This is a genomic window from Phenylobacterium sp. LH3H17 (assembly GCF_024298925.1).
Classification (GTDB): domain Bacteria; phylum Pseudomonadota; class Alphaproteobacteria; order Caulobacterales; family Caulobacteraceae; genus Phenylobacterium.
Genome location: NZ_CP101283.1, coordinates 2,801,868 through 2,828,615 on the forward strand (window position 1 = coordinate 2,801,868; position 26,748 = coordinate 2,828,615).

Below are 26,748 nucleotides of genomic sequence, written 5' to 3' on the forward strand. Positions count from 1 at the left end.
TCAGCACTTACTTACTCATGAGTTAGATAACTGTCTATGTGGTTTTTACAGCCCATGCTAACCGGATCGAAAACCCCTGAAGAGGCTCACACCCATGACCTTCCGCGCCCCGGTCCGCGATCTCGCGCTCGCCCTACGGACCGCCGGTCACCCGGCCCTGGTCGGCCAGGCCTTCCCCGAGCTGGACGACGACACCGTCGCCGCGGTGTTGGAGGCCGCGGGGGCCTTCGTGGAAAGCGAGTTGGCGCCCCTGAACCGCAAGGGCGACCAGGTCGGCGCGCGCTTCGAGAACGGCGTGGTCAGCGCCGCGCCGGGCTTCGCCCAGGCCTACCAGGCCTTCGTGGCCGGCGGCTGGAACTCGCTGTCGGCCGATCCCGAGCACGGCGGCCAGGGCCTGACCAAGGCCATGGAGCTGGCCGTCTTCGAGATGGTCCACGCCTCCAACATGGCCTTCGGCCTCTGCCCCATGCTCACCCAGGCCGCCATCGAGGCCCTCGACCTGCACGGGACCGAGCGCCAGAAGCGGCTCGTCCTGCCCAAGCTGGTCTCCGGCGAATGGACCGGCACCATGAACCTGACCGAGCCCCAGGCCGGTTCGGACCTGGCCGCCGTCACCACCCGGGCCGAGCCCGACGGCGAAGGCGGCTACCGCCTGCACGGTCAGAAGATCTTCATCACCTGGGGCGACCACGACGCCGCCGACAACATCTGCCACCTGGTGCTGGCCCGCCTGCCCGACGCCCCGCCCGGCGTGAAGGGCATCTCGCTCTTCCTGGCCACCAAGCGGCTGGTCGAGGACGACGGCAGCCTGGGGATCGCCAACGACCTGCGCGCCGGGTCGATCGAGCACAAGCTGGGCATCCACGGCTCCCCCACCTGCGTCATGCTGTTCGAGGGCGCCAAGGCCGAGCTGGTCGGCGAGGTGAACAACGGCATCGCCCATATGTTCGTGATGATGAACGCCGCGCGCCTGCAGGTCGGCGTCCAGGGCGTGGCCATCGCCGAGCGCGCCTTCCAGCAGGCCCTGGCCTTCAGCCAGGAGCGCCGCCAGGGCCGCGCGGCCTGGTCCGCTGACGGCTCGATCTACGGCCACCCCGACGTGCGCCGCACCCTGCTGCTGATGAAGGCCAAGATCGAGGCCGCCCGCGCGATCTGCCTGACCACCGGAGTCTGCGCCGACCTGGCCCGGCTGGCGCCCAGCGAGGCCGAGCGGACCACCGCGCGCCAGCGCCAGGAGCTGCTGACCCCCATCGCCAAGGCCTGGTCAACCGACGTCGGGGTCGAGGTCGCCTCGCAGGGCGTGCAGGTCCACGGTGGCATGGGCTTCATCGAGGAGACCGGCGCGGCCCAGCACTATCGCGACGCCCGCATCGCCCCGATCTACGAAGGCACCAACGGCATCCAGGCCATCGACCTCGTGGGCCGCAAGATCCCGATGGAGGGCGGCGGTGTCATGGACGCCCTGTGCGCGGAGATGCACGCCACCGTCGCGGACCTGGCCGCAACGCCGGGCCTGGAGGCGGTCGGGGCGCGGCTCGACGCCGGGATCGCGGCCCTGGAGCGGGCCACCGACTGGCTGCTGCAGAACAAGGGCCCCAACGCGCTCACGGCGGCGACGCCCTACCTGAAGCTGGCCGGCGACGTGATCGGCGGCTGGATGCTGGCCCGCCAGGCGCTCGCCACGGCGGCCGGGTCCGACGACTGGTCGCGGAGCAAGTCCGCCCTCGCCCGCCTCTATGCCGGCCAGGTCCTGGCCCAGGCGCCCGGTTTGGCGGACGGGGTGATGGACGGCGCAGGCGACCTGGAAAGCGTCACCGCCCGGGCTCTCGGGGTTTAGAGCTTGGCCCCGACGGCCTCAAGGGGCTGGCCGGGCCGTTGAACCCGATCCAATTACTCTGGCGTCCGAACGCAGAGAGGTTCGTGCCGACGCCCCCAATAGGATCGCCGAGCGTCGGGCGGCGTCATGTCGTTCACGCGGCGCGGCGGTCTTACAGTCGGCGCCGATGACGGCGCCCTCATCCGGGCTTGACGCTACGCCAACACGAGGGCCGTGCACCAAGATGACGATGGAAAGCGTGGATGGCGGGTCGCGGAACCAAGGGGCCCTCTTGGGTTACCCGCGCGGCGCGGTTCTCGTGGTCATGGTGGAGTTCTGGGAGCGCTTCAGCTTCTACAGCATGCTCTCGATCCTCGCCCTGTTCCTGACGGCGCCCCAGGTGCAGGGGGGGTTTGGGTGGAGCGCCGCGGCGGCCCTCAGGCTGGTCGGCATCTATACCGGGCTGATGTACGCCTTGCCGATCGTCGGAGGTCTCCTTGCCGACCGCTTCCTGGGCCATCGGCGGGCGATCGCCATCGGCGCGTCCCTGATGGTGGCAGGTCACTTCCTCATGGCGACGCCCGTGGTCATGCCTTTGCTGGTGGACGTCTTCACAGGCGCCGACACGACCACCGCCCTGCATCACCTCCAAGACCCCCTGGGCGGGTGGTCGCCGCCTGGCGCCCTTTCGGGCCGCGGAGAGGCCTTGAGCTATCTTCTGGTCAGCGGCGGGTTCTTTGTCGCCCTGGCCTGCCTGGTGGCGGGCAACGCCATGATGAAGTCGACGCTGGTCGTCGTTCTTGGCGACCTGTTTTCGCCGACCGACCCCCGGCGCGAGGGGGCTTACGCCTACTACTATCTGAGCATCAGCGTCGGGGCCCTCGTCGCCGGCCTGGCCTCGGGCTGGGTGGCCCAGCGATTTGGCTGGCACTACGGCTTCACGATGGCCGGAGGCGGCATGGCGGTGGCCCTGGGCCTCTACCTGAGGCTCGGAACACGGTGGCTTGGCCCGGCGAGATCGCCGTCGACGCCGCAGGACCAACCCTCCCCGAGCCGTCACACCATCCGAGGTCGGGTCACGATCCTCGCGGCCCTCGCCGCCCTTCTGTGCATCTACGAAATCGGGGCGTTCCAGTTATGGGGCGCTTGGTCCCTGTTCATCGAAGACGGGGTCGACCGGCGCATCGGAGACTTCACGATTCCGACCCCGTGGTATTCGGCGCTCAACGCCGCGACGGTCATACCGGTCACCCCCCTCCTCGCGACACTCTGGGTCTACCTTTCGGTTCGCCGAAGAGATCCCGACATCATCCAAAAATACGCCCTGGGCCTCCTGCTCGGCGGCGCGTGCCTTGCGATGTTCGCCCTGGCGAGCGGCCAGGCGAGCGGTGGCGAGAAGGCCCACTGGGTCATTCCCGCGTTGGCCGTGATCATCACTTCGATCGGCGAAATCGTGGCCTGGACATCCACCTATGGGGCGGTGTACCGGCTAGCCCCCGCAAACCTCCGCTCCGTCAGCATGGGGGCCTTCTATGCCGCCACCATGGGACTGGGCGGCTTCCTGGCGGGGTGGCTGGGGCAGGCCACGGAGAGGATCGGCTACACCGCCTATTTCGAAGGTTTGGCCGCAGCGACACTGCTCGCCGCCGCCGCCGCCCTCGCGCTTCGACCAATCCTCGTTCGGTTGGCGGCAGCGGCCGGGGCGAGCCTCCGCGCGACCTCCTGATCCCGATCGAAGCCCAGAATCTAGCCGCCTCTCGTGGGGCGCCCGGCAAGGCGCCGGTGCCCCGCCCTGTTGGAGCGCTTTCTCGCGCCGACGGCCGGCTAACCCGACTGGCCGATCCTGACGGCGTTCGGGCTCAGCGGCTAGCGGACGGCGTGCGCCACTCGGCAGCCTGGAGATCCAGGTCACCCAATTCGGTGATGACGCGGCGAAACGCCGACGCCCGGGCGAAATACATGGGTCGAACGCGCCCGATCTTGCTTGAATCGATCACGAGGAAGCTCTCCCGAGCATTCTCGATCGCCTTCTGCTTGACCGGGACCTCATGCAGGTGCGCGCAACTCGCGCCTCGTTCGCGATCGACCCCCCCTGCCGAGAGAAAGGCCAGATCGATTCCAAACTTCGACAGCGGCTCTCCGCCGTCGGCCGAAAACGACGCCGACCCGGAGTAGTAGAGGCCGCCCAGCAGCACCATCCGGACATCCGGCCGGGCCGCCAGTTGGGCCGCCACGTTGAGCGAATAGCAGACCACGGTAAGAGACATGTCCCGAGGAAGCATATGCGCCAGATGCACGAGGGTCGTGCCGCAATCGATGAAGAGCGTCATGTCTGGCCTGATGAGGCTGATCGCGCGGCGGCAGGCCGACGCCTTCGCCTCTGCGAAACTATCTGCCTCTCGCTCGATCTGATAGACGGACGGGCCCAACCGCCCGGCCGCCGGCACGATGTGACCTCCGAAATAGGCGAAGCGTTCCGGCATCGCCTCCACGTCGCGGCGGATGGTCATCTCCGACACCCCAGCCAGACTGGCAGCATCGCGCAGGCGCAGCACGCCCCGTTGATCGAGCGCCGCCGTCAGCGCCTCGACCCTCTCCTCTCTTCTCCGACTCAACGCCTGCAGCTCATGAAATCGCGGATGGCCCTTGTCTCACGTCCAATCCCCCCGCCAGATCCAGTCGGGTCATCCACTAGCAGACTCCATGGCCGTCAAACAGGTTGACCTCCTGTGGCCCCTGGCCGGGGTCTGCGAGCAGGAGCGCGCGCGCCTCGCGGCGCACGCGCCCTTCCGTCCGGCGAGCCTGACTCTTGGCGACGACCGCCTCATGGACATTGGCAATCTCCAGAACTAAAATATGACTGTTCCATAGAGATAATGCACCACAATTGGCCCATTCGCGAGGTGAGATGAAGGCGACAGACGGGCTGGACCGCATGGATATGAAAATCCTGGCGCGCCTCGCCAAGGACGGCCGCATCAGCTGGCGCGACCTGGCTGACGAGGTCGGTCTCTCCCTGACCCCGGTGCTCCGCCGGGTGCGTCGGCTCGAGTCCGAGGGATATATCACCGGCTATGTGGCGCAGCTGGATGAGTCCCGGCTCGCCGGATCGATGAGCGTCTTCGTCTCGGTGACCCTCGAACGCCAGGTGAAGGACGCGCTCACCGCCTTCGAGGCGGAGGTCAGAAAATTGCCTCAGGTCATGAGTTGCTACCTGATGACCGGCGGTGCGGACTATATGCTTCGGGTCGTCGTGCGGGACCTCGCTGAGTACCAAGCCCTTCTCCTGGAGGGGATCACCAACCTGCCCGGAGTGGCTCACATCCAGTCCAGCTTTGCGCTCCGGCCGGTGCTGGAACGCGGTCTCCTGCCCTCGGCGGCCCCGCTGGAAGCCTAGGCTTCAGGCCTGCCGCCGAAGGCGCCGTCATCAGATCTCCGGGCGGCAATGCTTCAGCTTTGCACCGCCTTGGCGGGGCTAAGACTTCACGCCGGGCAGGTCTCCAGTTCATCGTCCCCGGCGTGCTCGCGGAATCGTCTCGAGGCCAGCCAGTAGTGGAGGATGGACCACAGTGAGACGGCAAGCGTGACGACAAGCGCGTATCGCAGGGAGAAGCGCCCGAAGTGGGGCGCGAGGTAGTCGCTGAGGATGCCGACCGCCAAGGGTCCTGCGCCCATACCGATGAAGGCGCTGGCGAACATGATGATCGCCACCCCCATCGCACGCATATTCGCCGGCACGACCGACTGGATGCTCGCCAAGCCGACGCCGGTCCCCAGGGCTGCGACCAGAGCCGCCAAAAATTTCGCGCCGATCGCGAAAGCGGCCACGGGATGCACGAAGGTGATGAAATAGAGGGGCAGCGACAGCCCGCTGGCCATGGCCGGGAGCCAGACCTCCCAACGACGATCACGCGCCACGAGGCGAACCGAGATGATCCCGCCCAGCAGGATTCCCACCACGCCGCCCACCCCCGATGAGGCTCCAAGCCAGACGCCGACCTGGGCGATCGTGAGTTCATGGACGCGAACGAAGAACGACGCGGTCCATTGGCCGAGGCCGTTGGCCACGAAGTTGCCGATTGAGACGGCGAGCAGGATGTGACGGTAGCTGCTTTGGCCCAGGAGTTGGCGGACATCGGTCCATAACTTCCCTGTCGCAGGCGGGGCGGTTTGCGCCAAATCCTTGTGACCGCGGCGCATCGGCTCGGCGACGGTCAACCAGGCCAGGAGCCCGACCACGATGCCGGGCGCCCCGAGGACCGCGAAGACCCACCGCCAACCGAAGGTCTGCGCGACGATCCCGGCGGCCGCCAGCCCGAATGTGACGCCCACGACGCCGCCGGCCTGGAAGACGCTGATGGCGAAGGCGCGTTCCTTCGGTGGGAAATAGTCGGAGATCAGGGAGTGAGACGCCGGAACGCAGCCCGCCTCACCGACGCCCACCCCGATCCTGGCCAAAAGCAGATGCCAGTAGGTGTGCGCCAGGCCGGACACCGCGGTCATCAGGCTCCAGAGCGTGATCGCGATGGAGAGTATTCGAACCCGGGAACTTCTGTCGGCCAGGCGCGCGATGGGAATGCCGAAGGACGCGTAGAAGACCGCAAAGGTGAACCCCGCCAGAAGTCCCACCTGGGTGTCGCTGATCTTGAGGTCGTTCTTGATCGGCTCGATCAGGACCGCAAGAACGCTGCGATCCATGTAGTTGAAGAAGCTGACGATCGACAGGACGGCGAGCACATAGTAGCGCCGGCGGTGGATCACCGCAGGGTCCAGGAGGGGCGCGGTCATGCCGAGGCCGCCTGGTCGAGGGTGAGGATGATCGCCCAGCTGCGGACGAGCCATGTCACGAGCGCGGGTCCTCAAACTTGGGCCAGTAGGGGGAGATATTCTTCTTATACTTGATGTTTTCGAAGTCCGGCCGAAGTGTTCCGTCGCTCGTCACATAGATAATACGTTCTGAGAGCTGGGAAAACGACGCGAAGAAGTGCTGCGTCGACTTCGCAACGACAATATCCTTCGATTTTAGATCTATGCCGAACTCGTCATAGACCCGAGTCGTTAGGGTCTGGACGCGCTTCGAGATCAGGACGATGTCGATATTACCGACCGAGATCCAGGCCGAGTGGCCCACCGGCGACCTTCCTTGTCCAGCCTGGTCGTGGTCGCGGATGAGCCCCCTGACGGTCGCCTGGACGTCCACGGCGTCTCCGGAAGTCGCGCCGCACTTGCCACCGATCCGCAGGGGCAGCCGCGCGCCAAGGCCCGCGTCAAAGCAGATCTGAACGGCAATCGGATCCCAAACGCAGCCGAAGACCGCGCTGGCGGCGGTCTGGGCGAGAAGGGGTTTCAGAAGAAACGTGGAATCGCTGGGCGCGCCGCCTCCGGCATTGTCCGCGACATCGGCGAACACCACCGGCCGAACCGGCGAAGCAGCCGCGAGCTCCAAGGCCTCTTCGATCTCGACATAGCTGTCGCGCGCCTGGTTGCGAAGCTCCCAGATCTCCGCGCCCAGGACGGCCGCCAGATCCCTGGCTTGAGCGCGGTCTCCGTCCGTCACCACCAGGATGCGCGCGCCGCAATCGGGCACATCGAGCCAGGGATTGCCATGCACGAACGACACCGACAGAACGCCGTCGACGCCCTCCAGCGCCGATATCCGGTCCACGAACCCTCGGGTCGGCTGCTGCGGCGTGCGCCACAGGCTGATCATCCGCGTCTCATGGACCTCGGAGACGGGCGAGACCTCTCCGCGCGCCGCCCGCAGGCACAGATTGTAGAGTTCGACGGCGCGCGGCGCGTGATCGATGTGCGGGTATTCCTTGAAGGTGATGATCGCCGTGGCGTTGTCGACCATCCTCGGGGTGAGGTGGGCGTGAAGATCGAGTTCAACGCCGATCTTCACGTCGGGACCCACCAGGGCCCTCAGCTTCTCAAGGGTGTCGCCCTCGCAGTCGTCATAGCCCTCCGCAGCCATTGCGCCGTGCATCAGCAGGAGGATGACGTCCAGGGGGCCGGCCGCCTTGACCTGTTCGAGCAGCCAATCTCGCAGCCCTTCATAGGCCGAACGCACCGTGTAGCCGCCCGGCTGGGCGATGGCCTGCAGACCTTCAATGAGTTCGTGCCCCTCGGCTTCGGCCAGCCGCCGCCACTCCCGAGGCGCGCGCAGCTGATTGCTGGGGTTCCTGAGCGTGCCGTCCTCGTACTCGAGAACCTCCTGCTGGAAACACTGGAGGCTGACCGGAAAGTTCGAGAAGCTGATCGTCTCGACGGCGAGGGAGCCAATGAAGATACGCATTCGGCAAGGCTTTCATGAGTGGAATTGCGCCGGCTCGCCTCGCGGTCGAGCCCACGATCAGGTAGGCTCGAAATTCAATCGACCGGGGCCGCGCCGGGCGGACGCCGCCGGCTTCCCGGTCCCCGGAGCGCAATCCCCGGCGTCGCCGCCGTGGGTCTGCCGTCCGAAACCACCGCCTGCCCGTTCACCAGGACATGCTCGATCCCGACGGCCGCGGCGGTTGGGCTCTCCCAGCTGGCGCAGTCGTCGATCTTGTCGAGATCGAAGACAACGATGTCGGCGTAGAGCCCGGCCTTGATGAGGCCTCTGTCGTCGAGGCCCATGCGCATGGCCGGCCAGCTGGTCATTTTCCGAACCGCCTCCGGGAGCGAGAGGACCTGACGTCGGCGCACATATTCGGCGATGATTCGCGGGAAGGTTCCGTAGCTGCGCGGGTGTGGGAGGCCAAGCCCATCCGTCCCACCCAGAACCGCCGCGGCGGCCGCATCGCTGCCGATGCTGGTCCATGGGAAGCGGAGCGCAGAGACCACATCGCTTTCATCCATCATGAAGTATAGCGCCAGGGCCCGGTTCGGCTGGGCCGCGAGCACGATGTCCCAGGCCACATCTGCGGGGTGCTGTCGGAGCTCCCGCGCGATCGTCGATAGGCTCCGGAAGCGGAAGCGGTCGTATTCGGGGTTGTAGGCATTGGCCAGGACGACATTGTCCCACCCACCGCTGGCCTCGACGAAGTTCGACCAGTCGTCGGTGGCCCCGGCTTCGACCGCGAGCTTGAGCTCATCGCGAACGGCGGGCGACCGCAGGCGCTCGAGCGCCGTCTGCTTGCCGTCGGCAAAGAGCCATGTGGGCGCGGTCACCTCCAGGCCCGTCGCCGCGGCCACGTACGGATACATGTTCGCCGCGATGCTCACGCCCCGCGCGCGGGCCGCCTCGATCACCCGGCCGACCTCGGCGATGAGCGTTCCTGCCCCGGGCCGATAGGCCGCCTTCAGATGGAAGATCTCCACCTGGACGCCGGCGCGTTCACCGATGGTGATCGCTTCCTCGATCGCCCCCACCAGGCCCTGCGCCTCGTCTCGCACGTGACTGGCATAGATGCCGCCATAGGCGCCCGCGGCCCTCGCCAGCTCCACGAGTTCGTCAGTGTCCTGGAAGGCCGCCGGCGCATAGACAAGGGCCGTGGTGATCCCGAAGCACCCCTGTTGCATCGCCGTGGCGATGATCTCGCACATCCGCGCCATCTCATCGGCGGAGGGACGGCCGGAACCATCGCCCATGACCTCACGCCGGGCATGGGTGGCGCTGAAATAGGTCCCGAAATTGACGGCGACGCCGCGCCGCTCCAAGCCGTCCAGAAAGTCGGAAACCTGCGGCGCGGGCACTGGCGTGCCGAGCTCACCGGCGATGACCGTCGTGACGCCCATGGCGGTCTTGTTGGGCGCCAGTCCGTGCTCCATGAGAATCTTGCCCGACTGGTCCATCATGTCGATGAAGCCGGGCGCGACATAGAGCCCGGTGGCGTCGATCTCCCGGATTCCCACCGCCTCGATCCGGCCGACCTTGGCGATGCGGCCGTCCTGGATGGCGATGTCGGCGGCGACCCAGGGATTTCCCGCGCCGTCCAAGACCCGCCCGTTGCGGATGACTTGGTCATAGGCCGCCACAGCCCCAGATGCGCCAGCCATGAAACGCCACTCCCCCCGCGCCAGACCCCGGCCGGACGCCGCGGGTCTCAATCTCGCGCATTCAGAACGCAAGTTTCTAATACGGCACAGATATCTCACAAACGCCGCTGCCGACAGCGGAAGCGGTTGTCCGATCGTCTTTCAGGGTTGTCGGAACGTCAGGTGGGGCGGCGCCCGAGGTGCGCGGCGACGGCAGCCCCCCGGTCGGGGGCCGCCCCTGACACCGAGGCGGTGACGCCGGCGGCGTTAGGCCGGCTCGGTCGCGGCGCGCAACCTGGGGGCGGGGGGTAGCGCCTCCAGAATGTCCTCGGAGGACGACGAGCAGACCGCGATGGCCCGGGCGTCGCCATCCCCGACAGAGAGGTAGGCATGCTTCATGCCGCTGTCGATATAGATGCCGTCACCAGCCTCGAGGCGCACCGGTGAATAGAATTCGGTCACGACCTCGATGGCGCCCTCAAGAACAACGATGAATTCCTCACCGCTATGGGTCACGAGATCCCCGAATTCCTCCATTGTTCTCGCGTGCATGCGACACATGATCGGCTGCATGCGCTTCTTGGCCAGATCTGTGAACATGTAGACATGGTCATAGTTCTTGGTCTCAACATTGGCGCCCTCGCCGCGCCAGAACATGCTCCGGCGCCCCATCCCGGATCCTGGCCCCCCCTGTTGGGAGGCGCCAAACAGTTCGGCGATATCGACGCGAAGGCCCTCGCTGATTTGCAGCAGCTTGTCATAGGTGAGCGACATCTGCCCGTTCTCGACCTTTGACAGGGTCGAGCGCGCGATGCCCGTCTGACGCGCCACTTCTTCGAGCGTCAGCCCGCGCCCCTTGCGGATTGACCGCAGGCATTGCCCGAGCCTGCCCTTGTCATCGCCATTGGCCATCAATCCCTCACTTCAACCCTTGTCCCGCCACGCCGGCATCCGCTCGCCTCAGAACGTTTCGAAGAATTCTTGTAGCGGATAGGAACATTTGTCCAGGGTTGGACCGCCCCATACACCGGGGCTCACGCTATCGCGCGCGCCAGCCGGTCAGGGGACATCGCCGTGACGAGGTCCGACGCCTTCGCCTTGGAAGGCGGCCGTCGGAGGATGAGGTCAGACGCCAGGGACGCAATGGCGGGGGCCGTCTGGACGCCGTAGCCCCCCTGCCCCGCGAGCCAAAAGAGGCCGTCGCATCGCGAGTCAAAGCCAACCACAGGGGTCCGGTCGGGAGCAAAGGTGCGTAACCCCGCCCAACGGTGTCGGACGTTGCGGACCGGCGTGCCTGTGGCGCATTCGAACAGATGGGCCGCCAACGCCACGTCGTACTCGTCGGGCTGCGCGTCGCAGGGGGAAGATGGCGTCTCGTCGGCCGGGGACACCATGATCATCCCGGCTTCGGGCTTGAAGTAGAAGGCCTCGCCGGCATCCATCGTCAGCGGCAGGTCGGCGAGGTTCAGGCCTTCGGGCGCGTCCACCAGGATTGCGGTCCGACGGTGGGGAACCAGGCCCAGCGGCGGCAGGCCCGCCAGTCGAGAAACCTCATCGGCCCAGGCGCCGGCCGCGTTGACCAGCAAGGGCGCCTCAATGGCGAACTGTCCGCACTCCACATGCCAGGTCGTGCCGCGACGTGTCGCCTGTTGCACCCGGGCGCTGTAGAGCGTCTGGCCGCCGCGCGCCTTCAGGAGGCGAAGGTAGCCCTGCGTGAGGGCGTCCACGTCGACATCCAGGCATCCCTCATCGATGGCGCCGTCACCCAGATAGTCCGGCCCCAGGATCGGCACCCTGCGCCGCACCTCCTGGGAATCCGCGCGTCGCAGCGTCGGAACGTCGCGCAGCAACGCTTCCAGACCAGCGGCCTCCTCGGGCTTCGCCACGAACACCCAGGGCCTCGGCCTGGTCAGCGGGACTTCTGCGAACCCCGCGGGCGGCGACAGGAAGAAGTCCATCGACAGATCGGTAAGCGCGCGGATCGTCGCATTTCCATAGCCCCGGCCAATCGAGGCCGCAGACCGTCCGGTCGCGTGATAGCTGCTGGCCGCCTCGGCCTCCACGAGGATGACCGATCCCTGATCGGCGAGCTTGGACGCGATCGAGGCCCCCGCAATGCCAGCTCCAATCACGATCACGTCGCACGTAAGTGTCACGCGCAATTCCTTTCCATTTCAAGATGTCTGGGCGACCCAGGCCGGCGGCCGTGGGTCCTGGTCGCGCCGCGGCCCGGGCCACAGTCGCCGGTGTCACCCCTGGCGGGGCGCGCGCACCGGACTTGCGCCCCCACCGGCCGCCGCCGGCCGGTGAGTTCCGGTCATCCGAAGCGCGGTCCGAACAGGTTCCAGTAGTGCAGCTGCCAGGTCAGTGCGGCCAAGGAGACCAGGCAGGTCAGAAAGATCGGATCGATGAGCAGCCTTCGTCGGGCCAACGCGGCCACTGCAAGCGACGCCGCGCCAAGACACGCCGCCAGCACCGGCGCCCAGACCAGTAGGCGAAGCGAGGGCGGGACCCGGTAGGCCAGGGTCGCTCCTTCAGGTCCCATCAGCACGGCCGCGCTGGCCAGGAGGAACAGCAGGTCGATCGCTGCGGCGGTCAGAAGTCCGTAATAGGCCAGACTCTGGACCGGCGTAGGCTGCGGCCGGCGCCTTGCAAGAATGCAGGCCATGGCCAGGCTCGCGACGGCGCCCAGCACCGCGAACACAAACAGCCAAGTGTGGAAGGCGCTGGTCTCGTACCACTGCAGTTTGTACAGGGCCATGACCGGATTGCCGCGATAGATCCAGACGCGAGAACCGTCGGCGCCGCGCTTGGCGACAAGCGGTTCACCGCTGGTTTCCTGCAGATAGTGGTCGGCGGCGACCTGGGTGTAGCGCTTGGATCCTGAAGCGTCCGTCACGACCAAGGCGCCGGCGGGCGCGCTCACCCGGATGTCCTTGCCGTACATGAAGGCCTTGAGGAGCGTGCGTTCCGAGTGCCAGTCGGTCCGATAGGCGCCGGCGATCTCCGCGCCGCGGCCGGCGCCACGCGGATTTCCCGCTTGCTGGGGAGGTTGCGCCGGAGCCGCGAAGTAGCGACTGACAATGGCGTTGATCAGGGCTTCGGCCGGCGCGGAGCCCTCGGCGGAGTTGTAGGAGACGAAGACGCCAAACCGCTCGTCTGGCAACAGCGCCAGCTGCGACTTGAACGCGCTCGTCTGGCCCTTGTGGGTCAGCAGCGTCCGACCGGCCATTCGGGTCTCGTAGAAGCCGAGCGCCATCCCGGGCACCCGCGGATCGTGGGCGAAGCTCCGCCGATGCATCTGCTCCACGGTCGTCGGGCTCAGGACGGGCGCCCCGCCATTAAGCTGGGCGATCAGGAACTTCGCCATGTCCACGGCGGTGGTCGTCATGGAGCCGGCGGGCGCGGCGTTGTGGATGTACTCGTAAGGCGCCTCAACGAGCCGGCCGCCACGGTAGTAATAGCCCTTGGCCGCGTCGGGACCGAGTGGGCCGGGCGGAGGTTCCAGGAACGTGCTTCGATCCATGCCGAGCGGGTTCAGAACCCGTTCGGCTACATAGCGCTCGTAGGGAACGCCGCTCAACTCCTGGACAATGTAACCGGCAAGCGCCGTCCCGTAGTTCGAGTACGACGCTGTCTCACCGGGGGGCCGGATTCTGGAGGGCACATGCGACCTGAGCATGACCTCGAGCGATGTGAACTCCTCCGGGGAGAGCACGATCAGGACCGCGGGGCCCGAGTCGTCGAAGCCGGCCGAGTGCGTCATCAGCGCCCGCATGGTGATCGGCCGCCGATAGGTGTCCGGAATCTTGAACGTCTTGAGGTACTGGTTCACGTCGGCGTCGAGGTCGATCTTGCCCTCGGCGACCAGCTGCATGACCGACGTCCAGGTGATCAGTTTCGACACCGATCCCGGTCGAAACCCGCTGCGATAGGGATCGGCCGGAACCTTGCGCGCGACATCAGCGTAGCCGTAGCCCTTGGCGAGAACGATCTGGTCGCCGCGGACGACCGTTATCACCATGCCCGCGAGGTGGTTCTGCCGGAACTGCTGGGCGACGACGCCATCGACGAAGGCTTCGAGGTCCTGCTCCGACCAGGCCGTCGCGCCGCCCGACGCGCCGGATGCGGCGGCAGGCTGCGCCGCCGTGCTGGCCGGATGCGCGGCGAGCAACAGCAGGGCCGCCAGCAGCGTCCTGGTCAAGCCTAGGGGGAAGGACCTCAGCGCCGCCATCCGCGCGCGCCAGGGCAGAAGGAGGGCTTCAAGGCGCTGAATTCGCGCAGTCATTGCGGCTGAGCCTGTATTGTTCGGCATGCCCTGGGGCTGACGCCGAAGCGGGATCGGAAACTCTTCGAGAAGCTCGCGACGCTCTCGTATCCGACGTCGTTGGAGATCTGCAGGATGCTGGTGTCGGAATTGACGATCAGTCGCCGGGCGAGATCGAGCCTCTCGTCGCGGAAATACTCGTAGACGCCCCGGCCGTAGAGATGCTTGAACGTCGAGGCGAGCTTGCTGCGGTTCAGACCGACGCGGCGCGCAAGGCGGTCCAGCGACGGGATCGCCGAGAGATCTTCCAGCATCAAGGCTCGCGCACGCTCAGCCTTGCATAGGTCCGCTTGACGAAATCCCATTGTGGCCGTCGGCGCGCCGGCTGGGACGAGCTCGGACAAGGCCAGACAGAGAAGCTCGATCGCCTTGCAGGCGATATAGGCGTGGCGCAGTTCCCGCGCCACCGGCGCGGCGATGATCTCGTCCACCACCACGCGCATCTTCGAACTGAATCTGAGGATCGAATGCTCGCCTCCCTGGATCCGTCCTTCACCGCCCGGGACCGCGGCGCAGGTCAGATGCCCGAGGCTCTCAACGGGGATGGAAACCTCAACGAGGGTGACGGCGTCGGAGGGGGGGTGCTCAGGCCAGGATTTAGCCGTCGAAACGTAGAGGCGGCAGTCCGGGGCCACGAGCGGCTCCGCGGCGTCCGGCGCCCAGGCCGCGTTCCCTTCCACGAGGCAGGTGAGGACCAGGCTCGCGCATTCGGGAGCCGCGTTCGGCGCGGCGGCGAGGGGCGCGGACGATGCGCAGACAAGCACGTGGCCGCCGATGGGAAGCGGGATGCGCTCGGCCGACACTTTTCGCCGATTCTGCGACAGGCCGCGGCCAGGCTTCGTCACCATCTCGGACGTGGAGCCGTCCTCCCGCGCACTAGCCATTCGAGCGCCCCGCCTGGCTGGTGACGGCATCCCATGAGCCGGCGCGGGCCCTGGCAGGAGGAAGAACGCCCCGATCCCCGGCCCTGGCGTGCTCCGCGGGATGCTCCAGGTCCGATTGGCAATTCACCGCCCATCCCTCACGAAAGTTTCCTATAGGGCACATCATTCTCATAATTTGCGACGAGCGGCCAGAGGCCGCGGTTGTCGGGTCGTCTCTCTGACTTTGCCAAACGTGCCACGGCGGCTTCGGCCAAGCTCACGACCTCGCGTTCGCAGGCCGGAGAGCGCCGCGCGCTCGGGCCCATTCATCCCTTCGAGGATTGTCCCAAATCGCCTGGACCGGTGTCCCCCGCCTGCTCTCTTGGCCCGCCGTAGTCGTCTCGCAACTCGCGCTTGAGCACCTTGCCGATATGGCTGCGGGGCAGCCCGTTCAGCAGGATGAGGTCAGCCAGGCGCTGGGTCTTGCCCAGCTTGGCGTTGGTCCAGGCCTTGAGCTCCTCGGCCGTGACCGTCGCATCGGGCTTCAGGGCCACGAAGGCCACCGGGGTCTCGCCCCACCTGTCCGACGCCACCCCTACAACCGCGCTCTCCAGGACCTCCGGATGCTGGCTGATCTCGGTCTCAAGGTCGGAGGGATAGATGTTGAACCCGCCCGAGATGATCATGTCCTTCTTGCGATCCATGAGGGTCAGGAAGCCGTCGGCGTCGAAAACGCCCACGTCGCCCGTGCGGATGAAGCGCAGGCCCTCGGGGCTCCACCACTCGGCTTCGGAGGTCTTGCCCGGCTGGTTGTGGTAGCCGACCATCATGGCGCCCGAGCGGCCCACCACCTCGCCGATCTCGCCCTGCGGCACTTGCTTGAGATCCTCGTCGATCAGCCGGATGTCGTGCCCCGGCAGCGGACGGCCGACGGTGTGCAGCTTGTCGGGATGCTCGTGGGCCACCAGGCCGCAGGAACCGCCGCCCTCGGTCATGCCGTAGAATTCGATCAGCCCGCCCGGCCAGCGCATCAGAACCTCGGCCTTCAGGGCCTCGGCGAAGGGCGCGCTGGTCGAGAACTTCATCACGTAACTGGAGAGATCATAGCCGCCGAAGTCGGGCCGTTGCATCAGGCGGCGGTACTGAACCGGCACCAGCATCGCGTGGGTGACGCGGTGCGTCTCCGACAGCTTCAGGACCTGCTCGGCGTCGAACCTTGGCATCAGCACCGCCGTGCCGCCGTTGGCGAGGGTCGGCAAGAGGGAAACCAGCGTGGTGTTCGAATAGAGCGGAGTGGAGATGAGGGTGACGGCGTCGCCGCTGTAGAACCGGCTCTTCAACTGCGCCCAGCGCAGTTCCTGTGGTTGGACAATACCCTTGGGCGTCCCCGTCGTGCCGGAGGAATAGATGATGTTGAAGGCGTCGCCTGGCGCTGGCCGAACATCCTGAGGCGTCGCACCCGGCGCTGCAATCCAGTCCATGAACGCCAATCCGGCGGCCGAGCCGTCCAGCGACACCCTCGTGGGGGTCAACGCCTGAGCGGTGCGCCCCATGGCGATGGCTGTCGCGGCGTCGAGGAAGAGCACCTTCGCGTCGCAGTCGGCCAGCATGCCCGCCAGGCTTTCCCCCGTCGATGAGGGGGACAGGGGGGCCACGACGGCGCCGGCCCTGAGCGCGCCGAGGAAGGCCGCGACATATTCCAGGCTCGCGGCCGCGCAAATCGCCACGGTCTGGCCAGGCTGTACGCCCGACGTCTGGAGGGTGCTCGCCGCCCGGTCCATGAGATCGCACAGATTGCGGTAGTCGAGGCGCTGCTCGCCGAGAACCACCGCCGTCTTGTCGGGAGCGGTGCGCGCCCTATGGGCCACCACCTCGGCGAGCGTCCCGAAGTCTTCGCTCAGGGGATCTTTGGGTGAAGCCGGCATGGAAGGTCCGTGGGATTCCGGGACTGGCAAGAGATTCGGATATTCGCTGCAGGTCCCGCCCGAACCGGATAATGCGCCGCCCAGTCGAACGGGCCGGCCGCAAGGGACCTCGGAAGATCAAGCCGCGCACCCGTCACGAAGCCATGACGGGTGCGCCGTTGAGTGGAACAGACCTCGGCGGGTCAGGGAGCCGCCGAGGGCGGTCGGATCAGTACTTGAAGCGCACGCCCATCGAGAAGTAACGGCCCATGACATCGTAGAGCACCGGATTGGTCGCGATCGGCGCGAAGAAGGAGCTCGCCACGATCGGAGGATCTTCATCCAAGAGGTTGTCCACCGCGCCGTAGACGGTCAGCCGACGACCATCCTCGCCGGCGATCAGATCGTAAGATGCCGACAGATCGAGGTAGGTCTTGCTCTCGATCGTGTTGTCGTTCAGGTCGATTGGCTTGTAGGTGGAGTCGTAGACCCCGCTGGAAATATAACGGCCCTGAAGAGCCACGGCGAACGGCCCCACCGTGTAGTTGGCGTTCGCGCTCCATTTCCACTCCGGCGTCCCAAGCGTGCCGGCCGAAAGATTGCCCGCCCGATTCACCGAGGTGGTGCCGTCGTTGAAGATCAGCTCGGAGATGTGCGAGCCATAAAGGCCCAGGTCGAGCTTTCCGGGCAGGGTTTCGCTGATCTGCGACAGTGGAAGGGAATAGGCCACTTCCAGGTCGACGCCCTTTGTCGAACGCGCCGCCAGATTATAGTTCGTGCGGACGATCGAGGTGAGGTTCCCCCCGCCGTCGCGGTTGAGGAAGCTGCAGAGTTCCGCATTCCCGGCGACGCAGCGATTGATGGTGTCCTGAATGCCCAGCAGCGAGATCGCCCCGGTAAGCTGGATGTCGAAATAGTCGACGGAAACCCGCAGGCCCTCGAGCCAATTGGGCTCGTAGACGAAGCCAGCGGTGAAGGTCTCGCCCTCCTCCGGCTGCAGGGCGAGGTTGCCCTTCTGGATCTGCTGGATGGTCACCGAGGCGTTCTTGACCGGGTCGAAGATGGTCGCGAACGTCATCGCCGCCGGGTTGAACAGTTCGTTGAGATTGGGCGCGCGGATGTCTCGCGACAGGGTCGCCCGGAGCCTCAGTTCGTCGGTGACGACGTGGTTCAAACCCACCTTCCAGGTGGTGACCGAACCGCTGGTGCTGTAGTCGGTCAGGCGTGCGGCGAGGTTGAGGTCGAGCTTCTGAATCAGGGGCATGTCGACGGCAAGCGGGATCACCGCTTCGCCGTAGACCTCCTTGATCTCCCGGGAGCCGTTGATGGCCTTGAAGTTGCCGGTCAGGTAGGCGTTGGCGTTCGACAGGGGATCGACCTCGCTGTCGACCTTTTCACGGCGAATCTCCACCCCGGCGGCGACCGCCACGGGCCCGGCCCAGAGCTCGAACGGGCTGCCCTGAACATTGAAGGCCCCAACCTGCTGGGTCAGGTGGTAGTCCACCTTCGCCGCGCCCAGCACGTAGGCCAGGGCCGGCGAACCCTGGGCCGCCCCGGGACCGAAGAGATTGATCGGAACGCATCCGTTGGTCGGCGCGGTCAGCGTCGAACGGCAGACGATCTGGCCATTGGCGACGTTGACGACCGCGTCTCGGGCAAGCGCAAGACGGGCCACGATGGGATTATTGTAGAGATCGACACCGTTCAGCGTCCGCCCGTATTCAAAGTAGCCGTCCCAGGTCCAGCCGTGTCCGAAGTCACCGTTGGCGCCGACCATGATCCGGTGGGATTCGGCCACGTTGCGCGACGAGATCGGACCGAAGTCGGAGTGTATCCGGCCCATGAGGAAGCTGGTGAGGCCATTGGCCGCCATGGCCGCGCGGGTGGCGGCGGGCAGGTACGCGTTGTCGTTGAAGATGCGGGTCGACCCGAAGTCCCAGGCGTCCAGCACCGGGTTGTCGCTCTGGCTCCGGCCGTAGGCGGCTTCCAGGAAGATCTGCGTCTTGTCGGTCACATCGAAGCTGACCCGTCCGAACGCGCTTTGCCGATCATTGGGTTGATAGATCGACACGTCCTGGCCCAGATTGATGCCGTCGCCGCCGATCTGGAACGTCGAGGTGACGGCCCCGAAGGCGTAGGGCATCGGCGCGCCGCCGGGCCCGAACTGGGTCCCGCGCAACGGCCCGGCGGAGATCAGTCCGCCCTGCGTGGCCGTCGAGAGGTTCACGTTCGACGCGATCAGTTGACGGGGCTGGCCGTTGCCCGGGGCATAGGCCGGATTGGCGATGAACTGCCACTTGGGCTTGGCCCAGCGCCGGGAAGATTGATCCAGCACCCCCTGGTTCTCGAAAACCTCGCCGGCCAGCAGGAAGTGGCCCCGGCCATCGGCGAACGCGCCGCCATAGCCCAGGGCCACCTTGTACTCCTCCCCGTCGTTCTGAGCAGACCGCCCGAACTGGACCTGGCCTTGCAGACCCTCCAGCTTGGACTTGAGGATGAAGTTCGTCACGCCGGCCACGGCGTCAGAGCCCCATGCCGCCGAGGCGCCGCCCGTGACGACCTCGACCCGCTCGATGAGCGCCGAGGGCAGCAGGTTGACGTCGACGAGGTTGGTGTCGGTTGTGGGAACGAGCCGTCGACCATCCAACAGGACAAGGGTGCGATTGGGGCCAAGGCCCCGAAGATCCAGGAAGTTGGCGCCGGCGCTGACGGCGTTCAGCGTATTGGTCGTCTGGGTGCGGCTCGGTTGGAACGCCGGCATCGTATTGAGCACGTCAGCGATCGTCGTCTCAGCCGAGGACGCGATCAGCTCGGGACTGAGAACGGTGGTCGGGGTGGGCGCACTGAACCCGTCCTGTTTGACGCGGCTCGCGGTCACGATCAGCTCGTCGATCGTGTCCGCTGACCTCGCATCGGTTTGCGCATGAGCCGCGCCGGTCGCCAGGATGATGGCCAGCGTGCTGGCGGCGCCCAGGTGCAGGCCGCGAGACCGCGACAGTCCGTTTCGCATGTTCGATGTCTTCATTATTTCCTCCTCTTGTCCCCAATCGTCGGCCCCGGATCAGCTCCCCTTCCCCGGCGCGATGAACTCTCGGCGGGGCCGACCCCGAGCGCGGCTAGGCGTTCGCCTCACGCCTCGCCGGGCTCCGCCCCGCCGCAAAAATGAAAATCCGCCCCTCTCCAGGTCGCCGACGCAGCCCGTGCGCGCCGACGAATGGCGGATCGCCACTGCTCCCTCGCCCCCCGACGCCTCTTGGCCGACGAAGCACCAGGTCCGAGCCGCGGCCCGATCTGGCGCCGTGCGCTCATCCGGCGCGCGGGGTTCACGGAAGTTTCGTATCCGACACACACGTCTCACATTCGACGGGGCGTGACCAGCTTCTGCAATTGTCCAATCGTCACTCAATCTTGGCGGACCGTGATGATTGTTAGCTATATGGACGTGTTGTTTCGTGATGCGTGGCCCCTCTCCGTGCTGAACTATAAATCTGCATGAGAGTTCGTACCGATAGACGTCGCCATTCGCGCGACTCTATTGAGTCTTAATTTGACTAAATCGCCGGTTGTGCGCCAACTTTCGACTTCATGCGCCGCATTACGCGCAAACTCACCTAGGAATATCCGGATTACAGGATCGGGATGGCGACAGCCTCGACCCCTGATGGGCGCCCGGCGACGCCGGCCGCCCATCATTGGACGTGCATATTGAAACCTCGCGCCCGATCCATCACATTTGGCCAAGACCTGAGGGTTTCACGGCCGCGTCGCCAGCGCGGGGCCGGCCAGCGGAAAGCCCGCCCCCTATGTCGGACTAAGCTCGCTCTCGGGCAGGACGATCCGGTCCACGGGGATCGCGCCCGACACGACCTCGAGGCGAGGGAGCTGGCCTTCCCGCAAGTCCACGACGCCATATCCGCTGGCGGTGCTGAGGAAGACGCGGCGCGAGCCGCTAACCTTGCGATCGACAATGAGCGTTCGGGCTACGGCGTCGTACCTCACCCCCGAATAGGCCTGAAGGAGCGTCCAGGAGGCCAGGGCGCGCGAGTAGAAGTGACCGCACTCATACTCATTGAAGGGATTGCGCTTGGTGCCGTCGTAACGCCCGCGCAGGGCCGCCACGATCTTCTCGGCTTCAGCTTCCCGTCCCAACATGGCGAGGTGGGCGGCCACCTGGTACTCGATGCCGGTCCACACCTCGTTGGAGTAGATAAACGGCAGGGTCGGCTTGCCCCCCCTCGGCCAGGTGCACAGCAGCAGACCGCCATCCTCGCCCTGGGCGTAGCCGGCCCGCTGGGGGTTCTGGTGGTCGATCAGGCTCGGGCGGAAGTTGTGGTTCACCACGGCCTGAAGGTGATCGCTGACGCGATCAGGATCCATGACGGGGCCAAGGCCGCACGCACGGGCCATCCAGTCCCCGATCACGCCGTCGGCGAGGCAGCCGGCGCCGTACTGGTATTTGGGGCCTTCGGATTCGAGGAGGACATCGGCCTCCGGTGAATAGGCGGCGCCGAGCGCAATGCGCACCATGTCGCGCGGCGAACCGCGTCGGGCCTGACGCCACTCGATCGTCTGCTGATAATAGTTTCCATTGAACAATTCATGGTCGAGGACGGAGGTGGCCTTGGCGGTGAGACCGCGATAGGTCGCGACGTCTTCCCCGAGCGCTTCGCCCATGGCCACCGCGGCCGTCAAGGCGGCGACATAGAAGCTCATGGTCAGGCTTTCGGGGCCCCAGAACTCGATGTCATAGGTGACATGGTGGGGCTCGCTCATGCGTCCCTGACCGTCGGGATCCCAGGCGGAGATGCAATAGTCCAGGCTCGCTCGGATGCGGGGCCAGAAGTCCCGCAGCCACTCGGTGTCGCCGCAGATCCGCCAATCGCGATGGGCCTTCAGGATTCCCCCCAGTTGCCCGTCGGCCGCCGCCAGGAAGTCATGCACGGCCGGTCGGACAGGAAGCGAGATGCGGTACATCTGATGACCGATGTCGTTCTGGCCCTCTCCGAACTCGCTCTGACGCAGGCTGCGCTCAAGCGTCGGGAAGAGGTGAGCGATGGCGTGGGCGTAGTTCCAAACGTGGGTACAGGATCCGAAACAGGATCCTCGATCATCCCGGCACCCCTCCCACGCCCAGAGCCGGCCATCGAATTGGCGCAGCACCGTCGGCGACTTGAGGATCGACAGATTTGCCGAGACCGCCTCGAGAATCGGCGCCGGCAGGCTGGAGTCATGGAAGCTGTCGGCGAAACGCCAGCTGTCGGCCCTCAGTTGGGCGTAGTTCGAGGTGAAATGATCCGCCACCGCGGCGACATCGGGGAAGCGCGAAGCATACCAGGGCCGATAGCAGTCCAGGACCGTGTCATATGGCGCCTGTTTCCGCTCCGTCATCATGTGCTCGGACATGCCGCCGCGAAGTCCAGGTTCGATTCCGTCGCCCAGCGCCCCACAGGCGGGCGGGATCGACGGATCAGGATCGGCGCCGAACCTCAGCGTGGAGAACGGAGCGTGCCAGGCGATCTGGACCTCGACGCGTCCGACCTTGCCGGGCGCGATCGACATTGGGCAAAAGAGGCTACCGCCAGGCGACGGAAGGCCGCCGTCGTCATAGTCTGAGGTGTCGATCACCTCGCCCGAGGAGGCGTCGCGCCAGGTGATCGTGGGGGTGTCGTACCACCCCCCGCGGAACCATCGGGGGTTCACGCCCACCTTTTCCGCCGAGGCGGTGATCCGACAGCTTCCCGTCCGTTCAGGCCGTTCGGATCCCCCCTCCTCCCATAGCGTGAAGCCGTTGTCGCAACGCGAAACGCCATGGGCGGTGCGACGCAGGCCCTGATAGATTTCATGAACCGGCGTGCTGGCCGGCTGGGCCATGATGTTGACGGCGTTGAAAGAGAAGACCACCTCCAGCGTCTCGTCGCTCTCGTTCAGGAACTCATACTCGAGTGCGGCGACGGGCATTCCCGAGCGATCGGCGTCGGGGGGCGTAAAGGGGCTCCAGGCGACGAGGCGGGCGCGCAGGGGGTGACCAGGTTCGGAAAGGTCCAGCCGGCAATAGGGGAACTTCGACCGCGCCTCGACCGCGGCGAACCTCGGCAATCCGGCCGTCGGCCCGGCGTGGCCCAGCCCGCCCAGGGCCGCTCCGTAGATCCGGTGCTTTGGAAGCGGCCCCTCCACGAGACGGGCAAGTTCCGGACGCCCCTTCACCGCCACGGCGGCGTAGACGAGAGGCTCGTGGAAGCGTTCCATCTGATGGCGCAGCGACAGGTGCGAGAGAGATCCGCGAGCCTCTACGCAGACCATACCCGCTCCAATCCCGCCCAGCGGGAACGCCCAATGGTCGAGATGTTCGGCCGTCCACGGCCCAAGATGGCGGCCCTGCCATTCGACGTCGGAACTGAAGGTCATGTTGATCTCTCCGCTTGGGGTGTCGGACCAGCCTTCCGGCCTCGCCCGGTGGCCGGTTAGGTGCTGGTCGGGCTGGAGGCGGTGAGGAGCGCCTCGACCTCTCGCAGGGCTGGCATGGCGGGGGCGGTTCCGAGGCGGGTGACGGCGATGCCCGCAGCGGCGCAACCGAAGCGGGTCGATGCCAGCGGATCGCATCCCAGTGATAGCGCCGCGGCGAATCCGCCGATGAAGGCGTCGCCGGCCCCTGTCGTGTCCACGACGGGTCCCGCATCAACCGCGCCCACGTGAATTGAACGGGTCGGACCGTGAAGCAGGGCGCCGCGCGCGCCCAAGGTGATCAGGGCGGTCCCGACGCCCAGCTCCAACAGCCGGTCGCCCGCCATCCTCGCGGACTCGATCGAATCTGGAACGACGCCCGTCAGGGCCTCAAGTTCGGGTTCGTTGGGGACAAGATAGTCGCAGAGGCGGCAGACCTCCGGCGAGAGCGGCTTCGCCGGCGCTGGATTGAGGATTGTGATCACCCCCGCCTCCCGCGCGATCTGCATCGCCCTGGCGGCGGCCTCCAGGGGCTGCTCCAGCTGGGTGACGAACACCCTGCTGTTTGCGATGACGCCGGCCGCGGCCTCGATGTCCGCCGTGGTGATGCCTCCGCCGGCCCCCGGATGGACGATGATCGAATTCTGCCGGGTCAACGGATCGACCAGAATGAAGGCCGCGCCGGTCGCCGCTTCGACGGTCTGGGTCGCGCTGGCGTCCACGCCGCAGGCGGCCCAGGTACGGGACGCCATTTCGCCGAATGCGTCAGCGCCGATCCTGGAAATCAGGCTCACCCTGGCGCCGAGTCGCGCTGCGGCGACCGCCTGGTTCGACCCCTTGCCGCCCGGTCCGACCGCAAATCCCGATGCCTCAATTGTCTCGCCAACCTTAGGCATTCGCGCGGAGGTAAAGCAAAGGTCAGCGACAAATATCCCCAACACTGAGACACGACCGAGCTTATTCACGCTCGATTTCTCGTCCAATGAGTCTTTATGCTCCATGCCGATTTCCACCCAATGCCGCTTTATTATCCTCAAACACAGCCGATGCTATCCGCTGCCATATGGAATCCAGATATTCTTTACCTGCACTGCGTGACGAAGGAAGTGTCGCCCCTCGGCGGCGGCCGCTGACAGCCAATCGGTCTGCAGCCCATCATCGACCAAGGTCCGCTTCAGGTTGCCTGTTGAGAGCCGCTCGACCTCGGAGGCCATGGCCTTCGAGCCGAACGCCCACAGACCATCGACATCGTTGTGCCGGGCCAGCGTGCGGGCCAGGTCTTCGGGGTCGCCCGTCACGATATTGACGACGCCCGGGGGAACGTCAGAGGTCTCGAGGATCTGGTAGAAATCCGTGGCCACCAGCGGTGCGCGGGCGCTGGGCGCCACCACGACGCGGTTTCCCATGCTGATGAGCGGCGCGACCAGGCTGATAAGCGCGAGCAACGGCGCCTCGTCGGGACATACCACCCCGACCACACCGATCGGCTCGTTTATCGCGAGCGCAACGCCTCTTAGCGGTGGGACATGCACGGCCCCCTCGAACTTGTCGGCCCATGCGCCATAGGCGAAGAGCCTGGCGACAGCGGCGTTCACCTCCGCCCCGGCCTTTGCGGGAGACACCCCGGTCAGCGTCTCGATTCGACTGGCGAATTCGGCCGTCCGGACCGACAGGTTCTCGGCAAGATAGTAGAGCACCTGACTGCGCTGGTGGGCGCTCGCGCTGGCCCAGGCCCCAGCCCCCCTGGCCGCCGCCACGGCGTCGCGGATGTCCTTGCGATTGCCCACGCCGACTTCGCCGACGAGCCGACCCTTGGCCGACAGGACCGCGCGCGAGTACCCGGAGTCCGTCCGGGTCTGCTTGCCGCCGATGTAGTTCTTGGCGGTGCGATCGATGGCTCCCGCACTCTGCGGGGCCGCCCCCGCCTCGGCGCGGACATGCGGGGTTTCGCGCCGCTTAGCACGTCCGGACCACGCAACCGGCTTGAGGTACTCGAAGGCTCCCTCGCGACCGCCCTCCCGACCAAACCCCGATTCCCGCACCCCGCCGAAGCCCACGCTCGCGTCGAAGAGGTTCGCGGCATTGACCCAGACGACCCCGGCCTGGACCCTGGCCGCGACGTCGAGGGCCAGCCCAATGGACTCGCTCCAGATGCTGGCGGCGAGCCCAAACCGGGTGTTGTTGGCGAGCATCACCGCCTCGTCGGGCGTACGAAATGTCGTCGCGACCAGCACCGGGCCGAAGATCTCCTCCTGCGCCACGGTCGAGGCCGGTTGGACGCCGGTGAGGAGGGTCGGCGGATAGAACAGACCCCCGACCGACGCGCCCATCTCGGCCTGGTGGCACACCGCGCCCTCTGCCACGCCGGTCGCCACGAGACGCTCGATCCGCCTCAGCTGTCCCGCGTCGATCACCGGGCCCATATCGATGGTCTTGTCCAGGGAGGGTCCGACGCGGAGCGTCGCCATCCGGCGCTTCAGGCGTTCCAGGAACGCCTCTGCGACGCCCTCCTGCACCAATAGCCGCGAACCCGCACAGCAAACCTGACCCTGATTTAGCCAGATCGCGTCCACAACACCCTCGATGGCGCTGTCCAGGTCCGCGTCCTCGAAGACGATGAAGGGGGATTTTCCGCCAAGCTCCAGGGTGAGAGACTTGCCCGCCCCCGCTGTTGTCTGTCGGATCAGGCGGCCGACCTCGGTCGAGCCCGTGAAGGCGATCTTGGCGACATCAGGATGGTCGACCAGCAGACCGCCGGTCGTCCCCTCGCCGGTGACCACGTTGAGGACGCCGGGCGGCAGGCCGGCCTGGCGCGCGAGCTCGGCGAAGAGCAAGGCGGTGAGAGGCGTCGCCTCGGCCGGCTTGAGCACGACGGCGTTCCCAAGCGCGATCGCCGGAGCGACCTTCCAGGCCAGCATGAGGAACGGGAAGTTCCAGGGTACGATCTGCCCGATCACTCCCAGGGGCGCATATCCGGAGAACTCGCTGTCCTGAAGCTGGGCCCAGCCCGCGTGGTGGTAGAAGTGACGAACCGCAAGGGGGATATCGAGGTCGCGGGCCTCGCGGATCGGCTTGCCGTTGTCGAGCGCTTCGATCACCGCGATCAGGCGCGCGTGCCGCTGGATGGTGCGGGCCAGCGCGTACATATGGCGCGCACGCGCGTGTCCGGACAGCCTGGCCCAGCCGGCCTGCGCGCGGAGCGCCGCGGCGACCGCGGCTTCAACATCCTCAAGCCCGCCCTGGGCGACGCTCGCGAGCACCTTGCCGGTGGCCGGCTCGAAGGTCTCGAAGTACCCGCCGCCCGTCGGGGCGAAGGGTTCACCACCGATGAAGTGATCGAAACGGCCGCCGCGGGCGCTCAACCAGGCCCGCGCCTCGGTGTCGGATTCAAAGCTTGGTTCGTATGACATTGCGTCGAAATAATTGGCGACATCCATC

At 66.4% G+C, this 26,748-nt stretch carries 17 protein-coding genes; 4 read left to right on the forward strand and 13 right to left on the reverse strand.

What is annotated here, in order from left to right; translation table 11 throughout:
• Nucleotides 1–94: 94 nt before the first annotated feature.
• Nucleotides 95–1,837: an acyl-CoA dehydrogenase gene (locus M9M90_RS13830; protein WP_254833801.1), complete on the forward strand. Its 1,743-nt coding sequence runs from the start codon at nt 95–97 to the stop codon at nt 1,835–1,837.
• Between the two features lie 271 nt (nt 1,838–2,108).
• Nucleotides 2,109–3,542, forward strand: coding sequence for a peptide MFS transporter (locus tag M9M90_RS13835; RefSeq protein WP_254833802.1), 1,434 nt, complete (start codon nt 2,109–2,111; stop codon nt 3,540–3,542).
• A 133-nt stretch (nt 3,543–3,675) separates the two neighbouring features.
• On the opposite strand, the gene M9M90_RS13840 is transcribed toward M9M90_RS13835, so the two are convergent.
• Nucleotides 3,676–4,431: a DeoR/GlpR family DNA-binding transcription regulator gene (locus M9M90_RS13840; RefSeq protein WP_256549208.1), complete on the reverse strand. Its 756-nt coding sequence runs from the start codon at nt 4,429–4,431 to the stop codon at nt 3,676–3,678.
• An 88-nt stretch (nt 4,432–4,519) separates the two neighbouring features.
• Between M9M90_RS13840 and M9M90_RS13845 the strand changes: the two genes are divergently transcribed.
• Both M9M90_RS13845 and M9M90_RS13850 read left to right on the forward strand, forming a co-directional pair.
• Entirely contained in the window at nt 4,520–4,669 is a 150-nt protein-coding gene (locus M9M90_RS13845) for a hypothetical protein (RefSeq protein ID WP_254833804.1), read from the forward strand.
• Nucleotides 4,670–4,751: 82 nt separating this feature from the next.
• Nucleotides 4,752–5,213 carry an Lrp/AsnC family transcriptional regulator gene (locus M9M90_RS13850; protein WP_254833805.1) on the forward strand — a complete coding sequence of 154 codons (462 nt, stop codon included), beginning with the start codon at nt 4,752–4,754 and terminating at the stop codon, nt 5,211–5,213.
• Between the two features lie 86 nt (nt 5,214–5,299).
• Here M9M90_RS13850 and M9M90_RS13855 read toward each other — a convergent pair whose 3' ends face one another.
• The 12 genes from M9M90_RS13855 to M9M90_RS13910 form a co-directional block, all read right to left on the reverse strand.
• Complete coding sequence (locus M9M90_RS13855) at nt 5,300–6,604, reverse strand: MFS transporter (RefSeq protein WP_254833806.1); 1,305 nt, start codon at nt 6,602–6,604, stop codon at nt 5,300–5,302.
• A 55-nt stretch (nt 6,605–6,659) separates the two neighbouring features.
• Nucleotides 6,660–8,111: a M81 family metallopeptidase gene (locus M9M90_RS13860; protein WP_254833807.1), complete on the reverse strand. Its 1,452-nt coding sequence runs from the start codon at nt 8,109–8,111 to the stop codon at nt 6,660–6,662.
• Between the two features lie 74 nt (nt 8,112–8,185).
• Complete coding sequence (locus M9M90_RS13865; protein WP_254833808.1) at nt 8,186–9,796, reverse strand: amidohydrolase family protein; 1,611 nt, start codon at nt 9,794–9,796, stop codon at nt 8,186–8,188.
• 246 nt (nt 9,797–10,042) lie between these two features.
• Nucleotides 10,043–10,687, reverse strand: coding sequence for a helix-turn-helix domain-containing protein (locus M9M90_RS13870; RefSeq protein ID WP_254833809.1), 645 nt, complete (start codon nt 10,685–10,687; stop codon nt 10,043–10,045).
• 122 nt (nt 10,688–10,809) lie between these two features.
• Nucleotides 10,810–11,931 (reverse strand): FAD-binding oxidoreductase, encoded by a 1,122-nt coding sequence (locus M9M90_RS13875; protein WP_254837139.1) that lies wholly within the window; start codon nt 11,929–11,931, stop codon nt 10,810–10,812.
• Nucleotides 11,932–12,092: 161 nt separating this feature from the next.
• Nucleotides 12,093–13,979, reverse strand: coding sequence for a serine hydrolase (locus M9M90_RS13880; protein WP_254833810.1), 1,887 nt, complete (start codon nt 13,977–13,979; stop codon nt 12,093–12,095).
• 80 nt (nt 13,980–14,059) lie between these two features.
• Nucleotides 14,060–14,950 (reverse strand): AraC family transcriptional regulator, encoded by an 891-nt coding sequence (locus M9M90_RS13885; RefSeq protein WP_254833811.1) that lies wholly within the window; start codon nt 14,948–14,950, stop codon nt 14,060–14,062.
• A 341-nt stretch (nt 14,951–15,291) separates the two neighbouring features.
• A complete protein-coding gene (locus M9M90_RS13890) occupies nt 15,292–16,890 on the reverse strand; it encodes a class I adenylate-forming enzyme family protein (RefSeq protein WP_254833812.1) in 1,599 nt (532 codons plus the stop codon).
• A 208-nt stretch (nt 16,891–17,098) separates the two neighbouring features.
• Nucleotides 17,099–19,894, reverse strand: coding sequence for a TonB-dependent siderophore receptor (locus M9M90_RS13895; RefSeq protein WP_254833813.1), 2,796 nt, complete (start codon nt 19,892–19,894; stop codon nt 17,099–17,101).
• 776 nt (nt 19,895–20,670) lie between these two features.
• Complete coding sequence (locus M9M90_RS13900; protein WP_254833814.1) at nt 20,671–23,274, reverse strand: GH116 family glycosyl hydrolase; 2,604 nt, start codon at nt 23,272–23,274, stop codon at nt 20,671–20,673.
• A 56-nt stretch (nt 23,275–23,330) separates the two neighbouring features.
• Complete coding sequence (locus M9M90_RS13905) at nt 23,331–24,323, reverse strand: ribokinase (RefSeq protein ID WP_254833815.1); 993 nt, start codon at nt 24,321–24,323, stop codon at nt 23,331–23,333.
• Between the two features lie 36 nt (nt 24,324–24,359).
• Nucleotides 24,360–26,747, reverse strand: coding sequence for an aldehyde dehydrogenase family protein (locus M9M90_RS13910; protein ID WP_254833816.1), 2,388 nt, complete (start codon nt 26,745–26,747; stop codon nt 24,360–24,362).
• Nucleotide 26,748 lies beyond the last annotated feature (1 nt).

Excerpts from the sequence above, each read along its gene's own strand:
- M9M90_RS13830 (WP_254833801.1), top strand. The coding sequence starts at position 95 with ATGACCTTCCGCGCCCCGGTCCGCGATCTCGCGCTCGCCCTACGGACC.
- M9M90_RS13845 (WP_254833804.1), top strand. The coding sequence starts at position 4,520 with ATGGCCGTCAAACAGGTTGACCTCCTGTGGCCCCTGGCCGGGGTCTGC.
- M9M90_RS13850 (WP_254833805.1), top strand. The coding sequence starts at position 4,752 with ATGGATATGAAAATCCTGGCGCGCCTCGCCAAGGACGGCCGCATCAGC.
- M9M90_RS13855 (WP_254833806.1), bottom strand. The coding sequence starts at position 6,604 with ATGACCGCGCCCCTCCTGGACCCTGCGGTGATCCACCGCCGGCGCTAC.
- M9M90_RS13860 (WP_254833807.1), bottom strand. The coding sequence starts at position 8,111 with ATGCGTATCTTCATTGGCTCCCTCGCCGTCGAGACGATCAGCTTCTCG.
- M9M90_RS13865 (WP_254833808.1), bottom strand. The coding sequence starts at position 9,796 with ATGGCTGGCGCATCTGGGGCTGTGGCGGCCTATGACCAAGTCATCCGC.
- M9M90_RS13870 (WP_254833809.1), bottom strand. The coding sequence starts at position 10,687 with ATGGCCAATGGCGATGACAAGGGCAGGCTCGGGCAATGCCTGCGGTCA.
- M9M90_RS13885 (WP_254833811.1), bottom strand. The coding sequence starts at position 14,950 with ATGGTGACGAAGCCTGGCCGCGGCCTGTCGCAGAATCGGCGAAAAGTG.
- M9M90_RS13890 (WP_254833812.1), bottom strand. The coding sequence starts at position 16,890 with ATGCCGGCTTCACCCAAAGATCCCCTGAGCGAAGACTTCGGGACGCTC.
- M9M90_RS13895 (WP_254833813.1), bottom strand. The coding sequence starts at position 19,894 with ATGAAGACATCGAACATGCGAAACGGACTGTCGCGGTCTCGCGGCCTG.
- M9M90_RS13900 (WP_254833814.1), bottom strand. The coding sequence starts at position 23,274 with ATGACCTTCAGTTCCGACGTCGAATGGCAGGGCCGCCATCTTGGGCCG.
- M9M90_RS13910 (WP_254833816.1), bottom strand. The coding sequence starts at position 26,747 with ATGGATGTCGCCAATTATTTCGACGCAATGTCATACGAACCAAGCTTT.